The 19,329-nt window shown below is 34.4% G+C and carries 20 protein-coding genes, 1 riboswitch and 1 other annotated feature; of the genes, 2 read left to right on the forward strand and 18 right to left on the reverse strand.

What is annotated here, in order from left to right; all coding sequences use genetic code 11:
* Positions 1-274: 274 nt before the first annotated feature.
* From tyrS to NLJ82_RS24940, 7 genes are all read right to left on the reverse strand, one after another.
* A complete protein-coding gene (gene tyrS / locus NLJ82_RS24905; protein WP_001021107.1) occupies positions 275-1,534 on the reverse strand; it encodes a tyrosine--tRNA ligase in 1,260 nt (419 codons plus the stop codon).
* Positions 1,535-1,585: 51 nt separating this feature from the next.
* Positions 1,586-1,801: a binding site (T-box leader), on the reverse strand.
* Between the two features lie 96 nt (positions 1,802-1,897).
* Entirely contained in the window at positions 1,898-2,815 is a 918-nt protein-coding gene (gene murB, locus NLJ82_RS24910) for a UDP-N-acetylmuramate dehydrogenase (RefSeq protein ID WP_001057094.1), read from the reverse strand.
* 559 nt (positions 2,816-3,374) lie between these two features.
* The gene (locus NLJ82_RS24920; protein ID WP_000336245.1) at positions 3,375-3,656 is read right to left on the reverse strand and encodes a DUF3986 family protein; all 282 of its coding nucleotides are present in this window, start codon (positions 3,654-3,656) and stop codon (positions 3,375-3,377) included.
* Between the two features lie 20 nt (positions 3,657-3,676).
* Complete coding sequence (locus NLJ82_RS24925) at positions 3,677-4,273, reverse strand: hypothetical protein (RefSeq protein ID WP_001219918.1); 597 nt, start codon at positions 4,271-4,273, stop codon at positions 3,677-3,679.
* Between the two features lie 561 nt (positions 4,274-4,834).
* The gene (locus NLJ82_RS24930) at positions 4,835-5,230 is read right to left on the reverse strand and encodes an SET domain-containing protein (protein WP_000573649.1); all 396 of its coding nucleotides are present in this window, start codon (positions 5,228-5,230) and stop codon (positions 4,835-4,837) included.
* Between the two features lie 166 nt (positions 5,231-5,396).
* Complete coding sequence (locus tag NLJ82_RS24935) at positions 5,397-6,899, reverse strand: DUF4077 domain-containing protein (RefSeq protein ID WP_000455053.1); 1,503 nt, start codon at positions 6,897-6,899, stop codon at positions 5,397-5,399.
* Between the two features lie 25 nt (positions 6,900-6,924).
* Entirely contained in the window at positions 6,925-7,983 is a 1,059-nt protein-coding gene (locus NLJ82_RS24940; RefSeq protein ID WP_000734867.1) for an endonuclease/exonuclease/phosphatase family protein, read from the reverse strand.
* Between the two features lie 217 nt (positions 7,984-8,200).
* A riboswitch (Fluoride riboswitch) is annotated at positions 8,201-8,260 on the forward strand.
* Between the two features lie 54 nt (positions 8,261-8,314).
* Here NLJ82_RS24940 and crcB (NLJ82_RS24945) point away from each other — a divergent pair.
* Positions 8,315-8,719 carry a fluoride efflux transporter CrcB gene (gene crcB / locus NLJ82_RS24945; protein ID WP_000639329.1) on the forward strand — a complete coding sequence of 135 codons (405 nt, stop codon included), beginning with the start codon at positions 8,315-8,317 and terminating at the stop codon, positions 8,717-8,719.
* Positions 8,716-9,072, forward strand: a complete 357-nt coding sequence (crcB, locus tag NLJ82_RS24950; protein WP_000568600.1) for a fluoride efflux transporter CrcB — start codon at positions 8,716-8,718, stop codon at positions 9,070-9,072. The genes crcB (NLJ82_RS24945) and crcB (NLJ82_RS24950) overlap by 4 nt, the downstream gene beginning before the upstream one ends.
* 30 nt (positions 9,073-9,102) lie before the next feature.
* Here crcB (NLJ82_RS24950) and NLJ82_RS24955 read toward each other — a convergent pair whose 3' ends face one another.
* The 11 genes from NLJ82_RS24955 to NLJ82_RS25005 form a co-directional block, all read right to left on the reverse strand.
* Positions 9,103-9,342, reverse strand: a complete 240-nt coding sequence (locus tag NLJ82_RS24955) for a DUF3947 family protein (RefSeq protein ID WP_000980934.1) — start codon at positions 9,340-9,342, stop codon at positions 9,103-9,105.
* 79 nt (positions 9,343-9,421) lie between these two features.
* The gene (locus tag NLJ82_RS24960) at positions 9,422-9,655 is read right to left on the reverse strand and encodes a DUF3955 domain-containing protein (RefSeq protein WP_079994040.1); all 234 of its coding nucleotides are present in this window, start codon (positions 9,653-9,655) and stop codon (positions 9,422-9,424) included.
* 157 nt (positions 9,656-9,812) lie between these two features.
* Complete coding sequence (locus NLJ82_RS24965; protein ID WP_001293747.1) at positions 9,813-11,006, reverse strand: MFS transporter; 1,194 nt, start codon at positions 11,004-11,006, stop codon at positions 9,813-9,815.
* A 5-nt stretch (positions 11,007-11,011) separates the two neighbouring features.
* A complete protein-coding gene (locus tag NLJ82_RS24970) occupies positions 11,012-12,559 on the reverse strand; it encodes an ABC-F family ATP-binding cassette domain-containing protein (RefSeq protein ID WP_000054882.1) in 1,548 nt (515 codons plus the stop codon).
* A gap of 435 nt (positions 12,560-12,994) precedes the next feature.
* Positions 12,995-13,510 carry a spermidine N1-acetyltransferase gene (speG, locus tag NLJ82_RS24975; protein WP_000076823.1) on the reverse strand — a complete coding sequence of 172 codons (516 nt, stop codon included), beginning with the start codon at positions 13,508-13,510 and terminating at the stop codon, positions 12,995-12,997.
* A gap of 142 nt (positions 13,511-13,652) precedes the next feature.
* The gene (psiE, locus tag NLJ82_RS24980; protein WP_000834704.1) at positions 13,653-14,057 is read right to left on the reverse strand and encodes a phosphate-starvation-inducible protein PsiE; all 405 of its coding nucleotides are present in this window, start codon (positions 14,055-14,057) and stop codon (positions 13,653-13,655) included.
* 49 nt (positions 14,058-14,106) lie between these two features.
* The gene (locus tag NLJ82_RS24985; RefSeq protein ID WP_000635755.1) at positions 14,107-15,066 is read right to left on the reverse strand and encodes a nuclease-related domain-containing protein; all 960 of its coding nucleotides are present in this window, start codon (positions 15,064-15,066) and stop codon (positions 14,107-14,109) included.
* Between the two features lie 327 nt (positions 15,067-15,393).
* Positions 15,394-16,146, reverse strand: a complete 753-nt coding sequence (locus NLJ82_RS24990; protein ID WP_000590066.1) for an iron ABC transporter ATP-binding protein — start codon at positions 16,144-16,146, stop codon at positions 15,394-15,396.
* Complete coding sequence (locus NLJ82_RS24995) at positions 16,143-17,207, reverse strand: iron chelate uptake ABC transporter family permease subunit (RefSeq protein WP_000631129.1); 1,065 nt, start codon at positions 17,205-17,207, stop codon at positions 16,143-16,145. The genes NLJ82_RS24990 and NLJ82_RS24995 overlap by 4 nt, the downstream gene beginning before the upstream one ends.
* Entirely contained in the window at positions 17,204-18,220 is a 1,017-nt protein-coding gene (locus NLJ82_RS25000; protein WP_000041829.1) for an ABC transporter permease, read from the reverse strand. The genes NLJ82_RS24995 and NLJ82_RS25000 overlap by 4 nt, the downstream gene beginning before the upstream one ends.
* A gap of 19 nt (positions 18,221-18,239) precedes the next feature.
* The gene (locus tag NLJ82_RS25005; RefSeq protein WP_000753432.1) at positions 18,240-19,253 is read right to left on the reverse strand and encodes a siderophore ABC transporter substrate-binding protein; all 1,014 of its coding nucleotides are present in this window, start codon (positions 19,251-19,253) and stop codon (positions 18,240-18,242) included.
* Between the last annotated feature and the right edge of the window lie 76 nt (positions 19,254-19,329).

Genomic DNA, 19,329 nt, shown 5'->3' on the forward strand with positions numbered 1-19,329 from the left:
CGAATCATGCACTGCATGGTTCGGGCTATTTTTATCCATAATTTTCTCTAACTTATTTATTCGGCAAAAAAATTATATACCCTTTAAATTTATCTAAATATACTGACTTTTTATAATGAAAGCTGTCCCGTTCGGAACAGCTCTTATTGTCGCTTTTTGTCGGTAAATCGATATATCGGAGAAATCGCTGATATATTTCGAAAATCGCCGATATGTTTCGAGTTACGGTCGATATATTCAAAAAATCGCCGATATAATTTTTAAACCTTCTTCATTATCCTAACTTCACAAGGCTGTAGTTCTTCTTCCCTTTACGAATAATAATAAATCGTCCATCAAATGAATTCTCTACCGTAACATCCGTACCTACATCCGTTACTTTTTCGCCATTCATAGAGATAGCTCCATTATTAATATCTTCACGTGCTTGTCGTCTAGATGGTTCAATTCCTAAATCAACTAGCCATTCTACGATGTTTTTCGTCTCTTTTGAAGACTGGAATGTTGGCATTTCTTTAAAGCCTTGCTCAATTTCATCAGCTGTTAACGATTTAATATCTCCGCTAAATAACGCTGCTGTAATTTTCACAGCTTGTAGGAATGCTTCTTCTCCATGAACAAATTTCGTCATTTCTTCCGCTAATACTTTTTGCGCTTCACGTTTATGAGGCTCTGTTTCTACCTTCACTGCCAATTCATCGATGCGCTCTTTCGTTAAGAATGTAAAGTATTTCAAGTATTTAACTACATCGCGGTCATCTGTATTCACCCAGAACTGGTAAAATTCAAATGGTGTTGTTTTTTCAGGATCAAGCCAAACTGCACCACCTGCTGATTTACCAAACTTCGTACCATCTGATTTCAATAATAACGGAATCGTCAATCCAAATACTTTTGCTTCGTGCCCTTCTAACTTACGAATTAAATCTAAACCACTCGTAATATTTCCCCATTGGTCACTACCGCCAATTTGCAGTTGAACATCTTCTTTCGTGTATAAATGATGGAAGTCCATCGCTTGCAAAATTTGGTACGTAAATTCTGTGAAAGAAATTCCTGTATCTAAACGACTTGCTACGATATCTTTTGCTAACATGCTATTAATGCTAAAGTTTTTCCCGTAATCACGTAAAAACTCAATAATATTTATTTCATGAGTCCAGTCATAGTTATTTACCATCTTTACTTCGCTATTTCCGCCAAAATCAAATAGCTTTTTCATTTGAGCTGTTAACGCATCTACATTATGCTGCACTACTTCTAACGTTTGAAGTTGGCGTTCTGATTGACGTCCACTTGGATCACCAATTGTTCCTGTTGCTCCGCCAATTAAAATAACTGGATGATGACCAGCTAATTGAAATCTTTTCATCATCATAAACGGAATCAAATGTCCGATATGCATACTATCGCCAGTTGGATCAACTCCGCAGTATAGCGAAATCTTTTTCTCTTCTACTAGCTTACGTAAACCTTCTTCGTCAGTCTGCTGATTAACGGCGCCGCGCCATTCTAATTCATCAATAATGTTCATCTTTTGTCATCCCCTTTATTTTTTAAAAACAAAAAATCCCTATGTCTATGACATAGGGACGATGATTCACCGTGTTACCACCCAGTTTGTATAAATAGCATAGCTACTCATACCACTCTTAGCAATAATATCGATTGCCAATCCGCTTAGCATTACCTAAGATACTCCAGAGTGTAATTCGCAAATTTGTTTGTGCTAGGTTCCAGCATCCCCTAGCTCTCTCGTTAACAGTGACAAACTGCTACTGGGCTCTTTCAACGTATGTTATTTGTTAAATTATTAGCCATTATATTGAATTGCAAACGAATTGTCAACAATACCCAAATATTATTTTAAAATAATTCGCAGTTTCATACGTATATATTATTCTTTATCTTCTCCAATAATCCTTACTTCGCGCTCTAACTTCACGCCAAATTTCTCTTCAACTGTTTTTTGTACGAAGTGAATTAAATCGATGTAATCTTGTGCTGTTCCGTTATCAACATTCACCATAAATCCAGCATGTTTTAGAGAAACTTCCACTCCGCCAATTCGCTTACCTTGTAATCCTGATTCTTGAATCAATTTACCAGCAAAGTTATTTGGTGGGCGTTTAAATACGCTACCACATGAAGGATATTCTAGAGGTTGTTTTGACTCACGTTTAAACGTTAAATCATCCATTTTTGCTTTAATTTCTTCATATACACCTTCTTCAAGTTCAAATCTCGCTTCAAGAATAATGTAATGGTTGTTCGCAAATACACTCTTACGATATCCAAATTCAAATGCTTCTTTCGTCAAAGTACGTAGCTCTCCATCACCTGTCATTACGACAGCTTCTGTTAATACATACGAAATTTCACCGCCGTATGCACCTGCATTCATATATAATGCTCCGCCAACTGAACCTGGAATACCACAAGCGAACTCAAGACCCGTTAAGTTATGGTCTAACGCAATACGTGATACGTCAATAATTGCTGCACCGCACTGTGCTACAATTGTCGTTCCTGTTACAGTAACACCTGTAATATGAATTAAACTTACTGTAATCCCGCGAATTCCACCGTCTTTAATAATGACATTCGAACCGTTCCCTAAAAACGTAACTGGAATATTATATTTGTTAGCATATTTAATAACTTTTTGAATTTCATCATAATTTGTTGGCGCAACGAACACATCTGCTTTTCCACCAACTTTAATATGCGTATGATTCTTTAACATTTCATCTTGTTTCACATGACCTTCAGGCAATACCGTACTTAAATATTCATAAACCTCTTGCATATTCATTTTACGATTCCTCTATTTCTATATTCTTTTTATCCCGTTATACGGGCCCATAATATCCCCACATACATGAACAAACCTAAAGTGGTGGATACAGTGTACCCAAAATCAATTCGAGACACCTATTAACCTCTTAATTTATAAGAGGTGCCACTCATATTAAAATATATATTGCATAATAAAGCAACCCAAATGGGCTACTAAACTTGACATGTCATCAGAAAGACAACAATTTGTAAAATATATTACTTTTTCAAAACACTATCCTTCAGTATCTTACTATACCATACGAAAATAAAGTGGTATTTTTTTGTAATTTTTACTTTGTTTATGACATATAAGAAAATCGATTGAAAGCGGGAGATAAGACTCTCATGAAGATACTAAGTGAGATACAGGAATCAAAGGATTTAACGAAGGAATTTTAAGATGAAGTGGCAGTTGTGAAAGAGAAGAAAAAGCCGTGTTAGAAGTTTTGGTAAGGTTTGTATATAAACTACAAAAAGGTAGAAAAGTATACTTTTCTACCTTTTTGATTAGTGGAATAAAGATAAACCAATTTTTAAACAATGTTATTAGTTTTTAACCACTTTTCAAAAATTAATCTAGATTGTTCTTCAGTAGCATCTTTGTCATCTATTGTAAATATTTTTAAACCGCATCCAGTAAAATATTCACCTAATTTATGTTTGCTAGCAAATTCATATAAAAAACCCGCTTCATACTCTTCAATAAATACATCCCAAATAGGTTTGTTTATTTTTTTATATGCAGTGACTTCTAAATCATAACCATCTTCATAATAGCCTATATGCATATGCTGGTGTGTTTCATAGTTACACATAATGTGAAATAACCTCCTCTTTACCAAATAATATGATGATCATTTAAATTTGGTGGAACATGATAATGTAAATATGGTCCTTTATGATATACCGGGCCATAATCTAACCTAAATATAACTTGTTTCGTAGCTTTAGATCTTACTTGAATAATTTTTGTTCCAGATGGTCCTTCAAGGATATATTTACTTGGTGCGTTTAATGCTTTTTGTACATATGGTCTTGCTATCTTCCAACCTTTATCGGCAGCTGTTCTGCCTACTTTTGAAGTTAAAACCCTTAATGCTCCGATAACAAGAGCTGGTAATATTTCTTGTTTAACTATTAATTCACCTGTAAGAGGATTTTTTTCAATAACATATTCAACTCTTGGTTTACTTAGTTCTCCTTCTAATTGTAAAAATACAGGATCAGTTACTAAAAAATCATATTCATTCTCAAATTTTTCAAAATCGAAGTTAGAAACATCGACATTAGATAAATCAATGCCACCATCTTGTTCAGGAACATATTCTTCGACAATCGTATCATCATTTAATTCAACAGTTGCATCAACAAATGATGGCAATGCAAAACTAAACATTAACACGAAAGAAAGTATCCCAGCTATAATTCTCATCTACCGTTCTCCTCTCAAATCTTATAATAATGAGAAATAGCTAAAATTTACATTTCCTATTATTTCTCACTATTAAAGAATAAAATAAACAAAATTTTCTAACAAGACTGAAAATAAAAGTCCGAATTTGTTATTATTAATTTATATAAAATAATAACTTAATAAGATTAAAAATAAATTAACTAAAAATATCTTCCTCTATACTATAAAGCTAATAAAGCATCTCCCTAAAGATACAATACTGTATCTTTAGGGAGATGTTAGTGCAAACCATTCTAAGACATACCAATCAATTTTACCAATCCACCTTTACCCCATTGGAGATGGGATATAGTAATTTTTAAATCGTTGTAAGGTTAGATTTAAGCCTTTCACCATATCATTTAGTTGTAAATATAGTGTATTTCTTGGCTCTGTATACTCCTAAATACTCTCCCATTTCTATAAACAGAAAAATTACTTTATCACAGGGCTCAATCGTAGGATTTCTCCACCAGCTGACTGGACACGCCATAAAAAAGAGCACATCCCACAGAATGTGCTCTTTCCATACTCTTTATATTACTTTTCGTTCTCTTCTTTTTCCTTATCAAACCATAACAGCTCATCGTTATCCACTTCACCATTATAATTGATTAAAATTTCTTCTCCCGCTTTTATATCTTTATAAGCATAGAAGTTAAACGTATGGTTCTCGAAGACAATATCATACGTTGCATTCGGTGTATATGAATGATTGAATAACATACCGTATCCTAAAAGGATTGCCGTATGATTAATCCCATACTCAAATGCGTAGTCAGCAAGTAATGTTTTCTCAATGTGTTCATGCTGTTCATTCGGATAAGAGATAACCGGCGCTGCGTGTATCAACTCACCTTTTTTAATATCACGAGTTGCAAATACACCTCTATTAAATTCTCCATCACTAAGTTCAGAAGTCTTAACTTCGATCATATGCGTCACCTATTTAATTCTTTCTTTGAAGTATTTTAATTCCGCTATTAGCTGAATTTTATCTTCTTAAGCTTGGCAGAAAACGCGCAGAAAAGCAATTAAATTCCGAGCAAGTCTTCATTTAAATGAAAAAAGAGCACAAACATTGTACTCTTTTTAAGTGATATTACTTTTCTAAAATATCTTCTAACAATTTCACTTGCTCGCTAACAGTATGTAATGTCTTCACAGATGTATCGTTTCGATGTTTTTCTTCTTCCACACTTGCTAACACTTCTTCTGTAGCCGCAGAAGTTTGCTGTATTACATTGGAAGCATGTGTAACATCCTTTACGATATTCGTCGTTTTAACTTGGAAACTTTCTTGATGACCAACGATTTCTCTCATTACATCATTAATTTCATCAATAAATTTCCCTAAATCCGTTACATTTGTTAAAACACTTACTAACATTTCATTACATTCTTCTTGTACTCTTTCTGATTTCTCTACCTGCACTTCTACCTTACTTGCTTGATTACTAAAATCCTTCAAAATCCCTTGAATTCTTCCCGCAGAACGATTCGATTCTTCTGCAAGCTTTAATACTTCATTCGCTACAATCGCAAATCCTTTCCCATGCTCACCTGCTCTTGCAGCTTCAATATTTGCATTTAAAGCTAGCAAACTCGTCTGACTTGAAATATTCGTTATTACATCTACAATTTCATTAATTTGTTTCGATTGCATCATTAAATCTCTAAATATAACTCCTGATTGTGAAACAACATCATTTAAACTTTTCATATTTGCTTCAAAGTTTCTTAAAGTATGTACACTACCCTTTGAAATTTCTAAGCTTTCATCAATACGAATCGATGCATTTCTTACTTGAGAAATAATTTGTTCAATATTTCCCTCCATATCATTCAATACTTCTACCGAACGATGCATCATCTCTGATTGTGATTGCGTACCAACTGCTACCTCTTCAAAAGCGAAATTGATTTCACTCATTGACTCCATCGATGTATTCATATTTTGTCTTAAATAATTGAAATTATGATCTAGTTTTACAACCGTTTCCTCAATAAGTCTTTGCGTTTCTTCTAATTCCTGAGCTTTTCTCATTACTTCTTGCTTCTCATCACTTAAACGAGCTAGCAAGTTAGAACCAATTTTCGTGACGCCCCACATAGCGATTGTTACGATTGCTAACAAGCTTGCGAAATTTGCAGCTTCAGATGCAGCTGTATAAGCAAAAAATTGCTCTGGCCAATAACTACAAAGAATAAATGTGATTACAACTGCCACTCCGCCTAGAATTACAACGAGACGTTCACTTAAATAAATAAGTGAAACGGCTAGTGTAAAATAGACCATTTGAAATACAGCTGGGCTTTCATTAAAAGCTTGTACCATAATGAAAGACATCATAAGTAACATAAATGTCATGATATATTTATACGTCGTTTCCATGCTTTTTATAAAAGTAAGAAGTGTTCCAAATACAACGACAGAAATGCCACAAACCCAAAACGCGATTGCTCTCTCTGTAAAAATATATCCGTAATACCCAATTGCGATGATTCCAAGGAAGAAACTACAAATCGTAATAAACAGCAATAAATGATTTTTCTGTGATTCTTTCTCAAGGTTAGAAAAACAAGTTTTCTTTAACCATTCCATATATAGTCCCACCTTCTGCACTTAATTACTTCAGCTTAAATACCGCACTCACTGGGTTATGATCACTATTTTCAAACTTTAAATCTTTTCCTTGCACATTTACAATCTCAACATTCGGTGAAACGATAAAGCCATCAATAATCGTGACGAAGTTTTCACCTTCTACATATTTCTTCACATCGTCTCTCACCGTCATAACAGAAGGATCTACCGCCCATTTAAAGCCACCATCAGTAAAGTCCTTCGGTAACTCTACTAGCCACTCAGGACGCTCCTTCACAAACTTTGGATCACTTAATTGAACATCAGAAACTAATTGATTCCAATCTCCGCCCATTATTACGTAATCACCATTTTTATAATGCTTGTTCATATATTCTTTTAAAAACTCTACTTGCTGTTTTCTAATTTTCCCGCCTTCATCATACGCAGACAAATGTAAATTTACGAGTCTAACAAACTTCCCATTACTAACAGGAATTTTATGCTCAACAATCGCTCGATCTAAATCAAACAAACGCTTCGGCCAAGGCTCCATTCCAGGAAGTTGGAACCTCTCCGCTGTTTGAACTTTATATTTAGAAAATGTACTTAATCCAGCCTCCGCATATCCCATTGGACTTGTAATTGGGACAGGGACCCATTTTGTATCATAGTTCTTTCCGAACGATGAAGCATAATCAGGTAATCCATTTTTCAAAAATTCATGCCCATTTACATCAAAAGATCGCATTGATTTTATATCGACTTCTTGTAATAACGCAAAATCACTATTCTCATTTTGTAAAAACGAAAGCATATTCTTTAGGTTAACTTCCGTTTGCTCTTTACTACTTGAACCAGACCCCTTTCCTCCATCCATAAAGAAGTCTTGGTCCTTATCTAATCCGGCATATCCAATATTAAATGTTGTAACTTTAAATTCATTTCCTGTCGCTAATACGCGCTCTTTATTATTTTCCACCTTCAAACTTACAACATCAGCAGGCTGTTCTTTAGTAAGTGTCATATACCCTAAAAAACCACCTACAACTCCTACCCCTACTAAAATACATATAAGTACTATTTTTAATAACTTCTTCAAATAAACGCCCCTTTTCTAAAACACATAACTTAATTATCTTTATTTTCAGTTAAATAAAACTGAATGACAGACATAACAAATATTTTATCATATCAAAAACCTTATATCACTATATTTAGTTTATAAACAATAACTCTTGCTCTTACATTATCAAAAATACAAAATCCCCTAACTCCTTCACTGGAAATCAAGCGCAATGTTTAGTACACTATATGTAATAATTATAGGCGATGGAGTTCGCCATAAACGCTGCTTAGCTAATGACTCCTACCAGTATCACTACTGGTAGGAGTCTATTTTTTTGAGCAAGCTATTTAAAGAGGTGAGAAAATTGATTTATATTATCGTTGGCATTGCCGGTATATTAGGGGCGCTTTCTCGTTATTATTTAGGTCTTACGATTCATGAATTTTGGCATCATACATTTCCACTAGCTACATTACTCATTAACTTAGTCGGCTGCTTCTTATTAGCATGGCTGACTACGTATATCGCCCAGCGAAACATCTTGCCCTCAGAAATTATCACAGGCATCGGGACTGGATTCATCGGTTCCTTTACGACGTTTTCAACATTTAGTGTAGAAACTATTCAATTGATTAATCATTCTGAGTGGAGCATAGCCTTCTTATATGTATCATGCAGCATACTTGGTGGCCTCATTATGTCTGGACTTGGCTATACATTAGGTGATTTCTTAATTAAGAAACATCTTACGGAAGGTGATCACTTATGATAGAAGCTTTATTAGTAGCAACAGGAGGATTTTTCGGTGCGATTACACGATTTGCAATTAGTAATTGGTTTAAAAAAAGAACTAAAACTTCCTTTCCAATCGCTACATTTCTCATTAATATAACAGGAGCGTTTTTACTCGGATATATAATTGGCAACGGAGTCACTACAGGTTGGCAATTATTGTTAGGCACTGGATTTATGGGGGCCTTCACGACGTTTTCAACATTTAAGCTAGAGTCCATTCAGCTTTTCAATCGTAAAAACCTTAGCATACTATTTCTATATTTAAGTGCTACTTATATCATTGGTATCCTCTTTGCATTCCTTGGAATGCAGCTAGGCGGAATATAAAAAAAGCGACTCTTATCAGTCGCTTTCTTTTTATAAGAAGTAAGTCCCGCCATATGGAATGGAAAGTAACCCCGCTGGATGCACATCATAATGCACACTTTGCATTGGAGGTTGTGAGTATGGCATATACTGTCCTTGCATCATTTGTGCCAAATATGCTTGTTGCTGCATTTGAATCACTTGATTCACAGCATGAATGGTTCCCTGTGCGCCAGCCAAAGTAATAGCTGCTCCTACTTGTCTTCCATTATAAAAATGATGGTTCATCATGATTCATCTCACTTATTCTTTTTCTTCCATATGGTATGTTTCTATCTCATAGTGAGTGTTTTGTCCTTATTGGTAGTCCCTATCTATTGCCCTTTTTCAGCTTTGAAGTAATAAATCCAAATAATAATACACCAATACCGCTAAAGAACAATACATAACTTATTGGTACTAGGAAAAAGAAAGGTTCTTCAAGGAATCCATTCGCTCCTACTTTACTGTTTGAAGCATGTATAGCTAAAGTAATAATCGCTAAAATCATGAAAGAAATAGCTACTACGTATGTATTTTTCATTTCACATTCTCCTCTATTCATATAATTACCCTTAGATTGTTAACATCATATTACCCAAAACAACATTATAAGTCAATAATTATTTATTGTTTTACAATAAATAATTATTGACTGATATAAATGAAAAGGTTTGCGAAGTATCTTAAATCGCCTCACAAACCTTTTCAAACATCAATATTTACACTTCACATCTCTTACTTACTACAACATAAATCGCACACAACAGCACAAATATTCCAGCATAAATTAACAAAATTTCTACACTAAACATATCAGCCAATGGGCCAAATATTATCATTCCTAAAGGAAGCGCGCATGAATTCGCGATTTGTACAACACTAAACATCCGCCCATGCATAGAAGGTTCTACTTTTTCCTGTAATAACACGGTAACTGGTGTATTGAAGCACGGCATTGTTATACCAATTAAAAAATTAAATAGTAAATACATAATAAATATTGGTGCAATCCCTAATCCAATCATAAGTAGTCCATATAACGCACAAGCTAGCGCTGTTGTATGCATACGATTACGAAAGCCACCCCACGCCGCAATTAATACGCCACCAGCTGCTGCCCCCGCACTAAAAGTCATCTCGCTCGCAGTAAGTCTCCACATTTCTGCACCGAAAGAACGAGTTACCATTAAAGGTGTTAAAAAGGCAGCTGGACTTATTAAAATCATGACAATGATTAATAAAACGAGTAGCCTTTTAATAAATACATTTTCTTTTAAATAAACAAAACCTTCTTTTATACCTTGCAGATTAGATTTTTGCTTACTCTCTACATTCACATGCCCTTCTACTTGGATGATAAACATAATACTAATTCCAATCATAGCTGTCATAACATCAATAAAAAATGTTGTTTCAATGCTAGCGATAGAAAGAATTGCAGCACTTGCTGCTGGAGAAAGAAACATAATTAAAGATGTAATACTGCTATTGATCCCATTTACTTTCATAAGAAAGTCTTTTGGAACGATTTGTGGGATTAACGCATTCACAGCTGGCGTTTGTATCCCTGTCCCAGCAGAACGAATGAGTAGCACTATAAAAAGTAACCAAATACTTTTATATCCTGTTAAAAAGAAAATCGCCAAAACTAACGTAGCAAACGCTATAATCCCATCTGATAACATAATCATCTTTTTACGGTCATAACGATCAATCCAAACACCTGCAAACAAAGATATCGCGATTTGTGGTAGGAAACCACAAACGGTTGAAATGGTCAACATCACTCCTGATGATGTTGTAAGGGTGATATACCATATAATCGCGTATTGTACGAGAGATGAACCGAACAACGAAATAGTTTGCGCGGTCAAAAATAATATAATTTTCGTTTTCCAATTGTTTTCACTCATATGTTTCAAACCCCCTTAACTAATCCTGTCTCTATATTAAAAATACTATCTGCCCAATCAAGATAAAAACTTGCTTCGTGAGATACAAGTATAATGCTCCCCTTAAACTGTATTAACGCCTTTTGCAAAGCTTCCTTCGCTTCTGCATCTAAATGATTTGTCGGCTCATCTAAAATTAAGAAGTTACAAGGTGATAGTAATAATCCACACAGTTTCACCTTCGATTGTTCACCACCACTTAACGTACGAATTTCTTGCGAAACGTGCGTATCCTTCACTCCACACGCAGCTAAATGATGGCGTATTTCCTTCATATTCAGTTTAGGAAACTGTTCTGAAATAATTTGAAGCGGCGTTAAAGAATCATTGCTCCAATGTAAATCTTGCTCATAATATCCAATGTTTATTTGCTCTGAAAAGTGAAACTCTCCAGAAATACTAGCAATATTTCCAACGATTGTTTTTAATAAAGTAGATTTCCCTACTCCATTGAATCCTGTAATAACAAGTTTTTGCCCACCCATTACTGAAAAATTCAACTTTGGTAAGAGAGCAAAGTCGTAACCAACTTCAAGGCTATTTACTTCAAGAACTGTCTGAACTGAAATGGGAAGTTCCTGAAAATGAATAGACGGTTTATAAGTAAAACTTGGTGGCGCAATTCTTTCCATACGCTGCAACTGCTTTCTACGTCCTTGTGCTATTTTTGAATTCACCCCAGCAATATTTCTACGAATATACTCTTCCGTTTTTTCAATTTTCTTTTGCTGTGCATAATATTGGCGAATATAATCTTTTCGCAAATGCTCCTTTTGTCTTACAAAATCTGAGTATTTGCCGTAGTACTTCTTCACCGTTCCAAACTCTACATCACATATACAAGAAGTCACTTTTTCTAGAAAATCAAAATCATGCGACACGACAATAAACGCCCCTTCAAAATTCATCAAATAATTAGCAAGCCATTCAACATGCTCTTTATCAAGAAAGTTTGTCGGTTCATCTAGTAATAAAATATTAGGCTCTTCTAATAAAAGCTTTGCTAAAATTACCTTTGCACGCTGCCCTCCGCTTAATTCACCAATCACACGATTCATCCCAATCGCATCAATACCTAAACCAGCTGCCACCTTATTTATGACGCTATCTACTGAATAAAAATCACGAGCCTCGAGCAGTCCTTGAATTTCTGCCGCTTGTAATAGTTGATTTTCATCTCCAGTCATCGCGCTTTCTTCATATAACCTGTTCATTCTATCTTCCATTTCATACAAATCATTAAAGGCTCTCTTTAAATATTTTGAAATGGTATAACTCTCATCAATTTCTGCGTATTGATCAAGATGTCCAATTTGAATATTAGGTTGCCACTTAATGCTCCCCTTATCAGAAATAATTTCCCCCACCAATATTTTCATTAATGTACTTTTTCCTGCACCATTCTGTCCAACAATCCCCATATGTTCCCCTTTATACAAATCAAAAGAAGCATTTTCGTATAATACTTTATCTATAAAACTATGTGATAAACTTTCAACTTTAAGTAAACTCATTTTTATTCCTCTTTTCCTGAAATTAAAAAAGCAGAGAGATAGCGTCATTCGACACTAGCCCTCTGCTTCGTGGTTTTCCCATACTACTCCAATTTACAGTAAAAGCTCATTGGAATAATATACACAAAGGGCCATAGACAAAGCATTGTCTATGGCCCCTTAATCTATTTTATGCATCAGCTGAATAACCATAACGAAATAAGCATAGGTAAACTATACTTTTTTCAAAAAGTTATTCAACCGATGAATATAGGGGATTTATGCCCCTTGATTAAGCTCCGTACAACGCTTCACCGTATACATTTGTGCGGAGCAAAGTTTTCTAATGAGTTTTACAAATTTTATATAAAGCATGTTCTGCACCTTCCTTAATACTTAAATGGGATTTTAGCATACGTTTTTACGAAGCGTCAACATTACTTCCGAATCTTTCAACTACTTGTTTTCAAAATATTGCTTCTGAAACATACACATTCTTATCGCATTATGATAGTTACCATCAACGAAAAACTCATCGATAAGCTCACCTTCTACCATAAACCCAACTTTTTTATAAACATGTACTGCCTTTTCATTTTCCTTATCCACAACTAAATAAATCTTATGCATATTTAATACGGAAAAAGCGTAGTCCATCGCTAACCGCGTCGCTTCCGCTGCATAACCGTATCCTTGATAATTCGGGTCAATAATGATTTGGAATTCTGTTCTACGGTGAATATAATCGATTTCCACTAACTCAACTAACCCAACCATTTCATTATCTTTTTCAACGATAAATCGGCGTTCACTTTGATCGTGTATATGTTTATCGTATAAGTCTTGCAGCTCCACAAATGCCTCATACGGCTCTTCAAACCAATACGACATAATATGTGCATTATTATTCAGTTCGTGTACAAACTTTAAATCTTCTCGCTCTAATGGACGCAATTTCAATTCCTGACTCATTTCTATAACCTCCAAGTAAAAGAAACCTCTTCATTTAATTTCTCAATTTTTTTCAATTTCAAACGCCCTAATTTCATTGTAAACTTTCAAGTAACTTTAAGGTCAAGGTATAAAAAAGTAGTGCAAACTTATGTCTGCACTACTACTCTTTTCTCAAATCTCTCATATTCGATATGTATAAAGCAATAACTAAAACAAGAATTGCTCCTGCGTATAATAACGTCTCCATCGGTTCCTCATGAGACACAATAATCAATCGAATTAAGGCTGTAATTCCGATATAAATAAAATAACGTAACGGGAAATGATAGTTCGATTTAAAATACTTAATGATTAATGCTATGAACTCGAAGTATAAGAAATAGACGATGATACTTTCAACTAATTTATATGACGTATACTTCTTTGCTGAAAATATGTATTGAATAAAAGTAATCGTCTCGTTAATTAAAAAAATAGATAAGACAATGGATAATATAATTAACGCTATATTTAATATCCACTGTAAAACGCTCGCGATAAAATGATCAATATTAAATGATTTCATTTTCTCATTAAACTCCCCTTCGTATAAGTACATATTTATTATAGCAAAATTATAATTGGAGGTGGGTTAAATCATAGGTTCGTCCTTTGTTGGTGCCAGTGTGTGGGATGTTCATTGTTTGGAGGAGTCTTTTGACAGTCGCACTCGATTGAACGTTAAGAAATTTCTTCAACTGCATATTTGTACAAGTGTCACCAATAAGAAGTACGTAATCTTTTAAAGCAAACTCATGCGCCACTTTAGAGATAGCTTTACAGTTCGAACAATACCAGCCTTTTTTCAATTTAAACATTGGTAGTACAGAACATACCTCACATTGTACACCGTGTAACAACTCTTCTTTTTTAATTTTAAATTGTTCAAGAATATTTTGCCGTAATGGAGCATGGTTGGCTACTATTTGACGAATAAGAATATCTACATTTTTTATAGCTTTTTTCTTATATTTACTCTCAAACCATTTGATTTTATTAGGTAAATTTGCACTGTGGATAATTATATTAAGGAGATTATCATCTGAAGCTTTAATAATAGTTCGGGGGGTACTAATCACAACAAGTGATTCAATTGGAAAACGAGAAAATCCATTTAGACTCAACCATTTCCTAAGCTGTTCCTCTTGTCTTTTCACTTGTAGAATTGGATCTGGAAAGCCTTCTGAATTTCCCTCTGATATTCTAATAAGTTGATTAAACTTTGAATCAAATAGTAACGTACCTGCTATATTTTTTATTTCGAGGAAAAGAAGAAAATATGCTGAAATGATAATCGTATCAATTTGAAAATGGTAATTTTGATCAAACAACCTTATATCGTGCAAAATACGATATTTTTCCTCCGAGAGAAAACTTAGCGGATAATTAATAGCTTGTTCACCTTTATAACCAGCCTTATGCTTCGCCAAACTTTCTACAATCATATCTCGTTTCGGATGATGAGCTGGTAATCGCCTAAATAACGCTTCTAATTGCCGTAAATAAATCGGCATTTGCCGTTCTTTCACAATCATCTTTAGCCCTCCCCAAAATATATCGACGATTTTTCAAATATATCGACGATAACTCACAATATATCAACGATTTTTTCATTATATCGACGATTCGACATAGAATATCGACTTACCGACAAAAAACGACACAACAAGTACTCATAAACAGTATATCACCACATCTAAAATCGCACTGTAAGCATAATGTTACTCCTCTCTTTTGATTACGACATTTTAAAAACGAGAGAATCACATTCACCTTATGTAAAATAACTTTTTTATAAATGCAATCGCAAAAAAACTGCTGCCTACAAAATATAGACAGCAGCTACAGTATACATTTTATAACTAATAAACAGCAATCGGCCCATAAGGACCTTTAATAATCTCTATTTTTGTTTCAAAAATATCTGTCAAAAGTGTTGAGTCCATAACTTCTTCTACTGTTCCAAAAGCAGCAATTTGTCCATCTTTCATCGCACAAATTTTATCAGAGTATTTAGCTGCAAAATTTATGTCATGCATAACAGTCAAAATTGTTCTTCCAAATTCATTAGCCGCACGTCTCAAATGCTCCATCATTTGAACAGATCGAGCAACATCAAGGTTATTTAGCGGCTCATCCAAAAGTACATATTCAGTCTCTTGGCACAATACCATCGCTACATATGCCCTTTGTCTTTGACCACCAGAAAGCTCATCTAAATATCTATTCTCTAAATTCGTTAAATCTAGGAAGTCGATATATTTAGAAATAATAACTTCATCCTCTTTCGTTAATCTTCCCTTTGAATAAGGAAAGCGTCCAAATCCAACTAATTGTCTAACCGTAAGCCTCGTTACAAAATGATTTTCTTGTCGCAATATAGTTAAAACTTTTGCTAAGTCTTTTGATTTGGATTCAGAAACATCCATATTTGCTACTTGGATTTGACCTTCATCCATATCTAAAAGTCTTCCTATCATCAAAAGTGTCGTAGACTTTCCAGCACCATTTGGTCCAATTAAAGAAGTAAAGCCCGCTTTTGGTATTTCAATATCCAAAGGTCCTATTTTTACCTTATCAGTATAGAACTTTTTAACATTATCAATTTTTATCATAAAGCCCTCTTCCTTAAAACTATAGTTAAGAATATAATTCCACCAAATAATTCAATAATAACTGAAACTACACCTTGAGCATGGAATACATGATACATTAAAAAGTATGCGCTCGTCATTATTAAAAATCCGATTGCAAAAGCCATTGGGAAAATATATCTGTGATCATACGTCGATGCCGCCTGATAACTCAAAGTTGCTACTAAAAATCCATAGAAAGTAAGTGGCCCAATTAGAGCTGTTGAAATAGACATTAAAATAGCTACTAATACAAGCGTATAAATTACACTAGGTTGATATTTAACTCCAAAAGAAGTAGCAACATCCTTTCCTAGCGACAAAACATTCAAATTCTTAGAATGAGCAAAAATTAATACTGCTACAATTATGATCATCGGAATTACAATAGGAAAATAGGCAGGATCTGCATGATTAACAGAGCCAAATAATTTCGCTTGCAAAATATCAAACTCTGAAGGCGCTAGTAGTTTTCTCATGAAAGTTGACATAGAATTTAGTCCAGTGCCAATGATAATCCCAACTAAAAGCATAAGTTGTAAATTCCCGTATTTACCGGAAAGTAGCCATCCATAAAGTATCAAACTCATGAGGACCATAACAACGACTTGAAATAAAAATGATCCAATTCCATTAAAATTGATCAATGCACTAGCACCAAAGAAAAATATTGTGCTCGTATGAATTGCTGAATACAGTGATTCGAAACCTAAAAGCGAAGGAGTAATAATCTTATTATTCGTAATGGATTGGAAAGCAACTGTCGACAAGCTATGGCAAACAGCTGCAATAATCATTGCAACAATAGCTACAATCCTTCTCTTAACAACTGGGATAAAAGAAGGTGAATCTATCGGAACTGGATTGTTATACACTAAAAGTCCATATGAAGAAAGGAGGCCTAAAGCAATCAATGTTATCAGTACAATCCAATAACGTCTTGCTTCCTTCTTAGAACGAAAAGCGCTAGCTGATCTACTTTCATTATGAAGGCTAGAATCGACTTCGACATTTTCTTTATTTCTATAATCTAATGTGATCATCGTAGCCTCCTTGGTTTTCTTTTTCTCAATAAAATAGTAATAAACACGACTGCTCCTACTGATGCAAGTATTAAAGAAACAGGTAATTCAAAAGGCTTTATAATTGTTCGAGAAATGATATCACAGGCAGTTATTGTCCCCATTCCGATCAGACACACCCAAGGTAAATTACTTCTAAGATCATCACCTCTAAACATGGAAACAATATTTGGAACAATTAACCCTAAGAAAGGTAAATTTCCAATAACAGCTGCAACAATTCCAACGGCAAAAGAAATAAGGGCCGTTCCAAAAAGAACAATTCGGTTGTAATTAACTCCAAGGCTTGTTGCAACATCTTCTCCTAGTCCAGCTAAAGTCAATCTATTCGCATACATAAAAATAAGCAAAGTAACGATAACAATCAGCCATAAATATTCGTATCTTCCCACCTGAATGTTAGCAAATGAACCTACAAACCAAGCTTCAATACTTTGCGTCATTTGAAAAAGGAGTCCCAAAAAAGTAGACACTGCAGAAATAACTGCTCCAAGCATCAATCCAATAATCGGGACAATTAAAGACGAACGGAGCTTAACTCTTCTTAAAAATAGAAAGAAAATCATAGTTCCTATAAAAGAAAAAATGATTGCACCAGTCATTCTTTGAACTAAAGTTGGGGCAGGAAATAGTAAATACACAAAAAGCAGGCCTAAGCCTGACCATTCAATAGTCCCCGTTGTAGTAGGTTCAACAAATCGATTTTGTGTAATAAGTTGCATGACGAGCCCTGCCATCGCCATTGCAGCTCCAGTAAGCATTAATGCAACTGTTCTCGGAACACGAGTGATGAAAAACATCTCCATTCCGTCCTCTTGTCCACGTATATCATAAACGCCAGTAAACAGTGATATAATCCCTAAAATTATAACAACTATAATCGCTATTATAAAAGATTTTGTCCATAATTTATTGTGATTATAAAACTGGGGTTGAGAAATATTCTCAACCCTAGAAATTATATTTTTTGACACTGCTTCGTACTCCTTTACACTACTTAGCTAAAGTTTTTGCAAGATTTCCAAATAACTCTATATAAGTTTGAATTGATTCATTTGTGTAAGTATCTGCTGGTGCATAAATAACTTGTTTTTTAGAAACAGCAGTTGTGTTTTGAAGAGCTGGTGATTTAGAAATAACATCCTGAGCAGGAGCTGACTTAGCTGCATCAGATGTTGCAGCATCACGATCTAATACGAACAGCCAATCAGGATTTGTTTGTGCAATAGCTTCAACAGAAACGTCGTCACCTTTATGACCTGCAGTAGAATTAGAAACTTCTAATGCTGGAGTCCAACCGAAAATTTCATACATTGGTCCCCAAACACGGCCAGAGTGCGGCGCAGCAAAACCGATATTACCACCAGTAACGATAACACTCATAACTTTATCTTTTCCATTATAAGCAGATTTTGCATTTTCAATAGATTTATCAAAATCAGCTACTAATTTTTTAGCTTCTTTCTCTTTATCAAAGATTTTTCCTAAAGTAACAGTAGAATCCTTAAGTCCTTTTACTAAGTTTTCTCCAGGCTTAGTAGCCTTCTCAGAAACATCAACATTAAGATCAATAACTGCTGCATTTGGTACTAATTTTTTGATTTCTTCGTAATGGCTAGCAAATCTTTGACCAACAATTACAAGGTCAGGGTTTGCAGCGGCAATAATTTCAAGATTTGGCTCACGGTGATTCCCAATATTTTGAACTTTTTCATCCTTTTTATATGCTGAATCAGCAGGCATGATATCCTTTGGAGCAGCCGCTAATTTAATTCCCCAATCAGCTAAAGTTTCAAACGTTCTATTATCTAAAGCAACTACATTCTTTGGATTTACAGGAACAGTAACTTTTCCATGCGCATCAGTGATTTCAACCGTTTTTGGCTTATCACTACCATTATCTTTAGTAGCCTTCGAAGTTTCTTTACCTGAATCTGAGCAAGCTACTAACATTAAAGTGAAAATTGCTAGAATACTTACTAATTTTAAAAGCATAGTTTTTTTCATACGTATACTCCTTATTATGTAATTTATTTCGAAAATGATGACTTCCAAAGATTGAATTAGATAATAACTGCTATTC

The sequence above is a fragment of the Bacillus paranthracis genome (assembly GCF_024296885.1).
Taxonomy (GTDB): Bacteria; Bacillota; Bacilli; order Bacillales; family Bacillaceae_G; genus Bacillus_A; species Bacillus_A paranthracis.

Coding starts and splice junctions, on each gene's coding strand:
- NLJ82_RS24990 (WP_000590066.1), bottom strand. CDS start 16,146: ATGATAAAAATTGATAATGTTAAAAAGTTCTATACTGATAAGGTAAAA.
- NLJ82_RS24995 (WP_000631129.1), bottom strand. CDS start 17,207: ATGATCACATTAGATTATAGAAATAAAGAAAATGTCGAAGTCGATTCT.
- NLJ82_RS24930 (WP_000573649.1), bottom strand. CDS start 5,230: ATGATCGAAGTTAAGACTTCTGAACTTAGTGATGGAGAATTTAATAGA.
- crcB (WP_000568600.1), top strand. CDS start 8,716: ATGATAGAAGCTTTATTAGTAGCAACAGGAGGATTTTTCGGTGCGATT.
- NLJ82_RS24960 (WP_079994040.1), bottom strand. CDS start 9,655: ATGAATAGAGGAGAATGTGAAATGAAAAATACATACGTAGTAGCTATT.
- murB (WP_001057094.1), bottom strand. CDS start 2,815: ATGAATATGCAAGAGGTTTATGAATATTTAAGTACGGTATTGCCTGAA.
- NLJ82_RS24955 (WP_000980934.1), bottom strand. CDS start 9,342: ATGATGAACCATCATTTTTATAATGGAAGACAAGTAGGAGCAGCTATT.
- NLJ82_RS24970 (WP_000054882.1), bottom strand. CDS start 12,559: ATGAGTTTACTTAAAGTTGAAAGTTTATCACATAGTTTTATAGATAAA.
- psiE (WP_000834704.1), bottom strand. CDS start 14,057: ATGAAATCATTTAATATTGATCATTTTATCGCGAGCGTTTTACAGTGG.
- NLJ82_RS24920 (WP_000336245.1), bottom strand. CDS start 3,656: ATGTGTAACTATGAAACACACCAGCATATGCATATAGGCTATTATGAA.
- NLJ82_RS24925 (WP_001219918.1), bottom strand. CDS start 4,273: ATGAGAATTATAGCTGGGATACTTTCTTTCGTGTTAATGTTTAGTTTT.
- NLJ82_RS24965 (WP_001293747.1), bottom strand. CDS start 11,006: ATGAGTGAAAACAATTGGAAAACGAAAATTATATTATTTTTGACCGCG.
- tyrS (WP_001021107.1), bottom strand. CDS start 1,534: ATGAACATTATTGATGAATTAGAATGGCGCGGCGCCGTTAATCAGCAG.
- speG (WP_000076823.1), bottom strand. CDS start 13,510: ATGAGTCAGGAATTGAAATTGCGTCCATTAGAGCGAGAAGATTTAAAG.
- NLJ82_RS24935 (WP_000455053.1), bottom strand. CDS start 6,899: ATGGAATGGTTAAAGAAAACTTGTTTTTCTAACCTTGAGAAAGAATCA.
- NLJ82_RS25005 (WP_000753432.1), bottom strand. CDS start 19,253: ATGAAAAAAACTATGCTTTTAAAATTAGTAAGTATTCTAGCAATTTTC.
- NLJ82_RS24985 (WP_000635755.1), bottom strand. CDS start 15,066: ATGATTGTGAAAGAACGGCAAATGCCGATTTATTTACGGCAATTAGAA.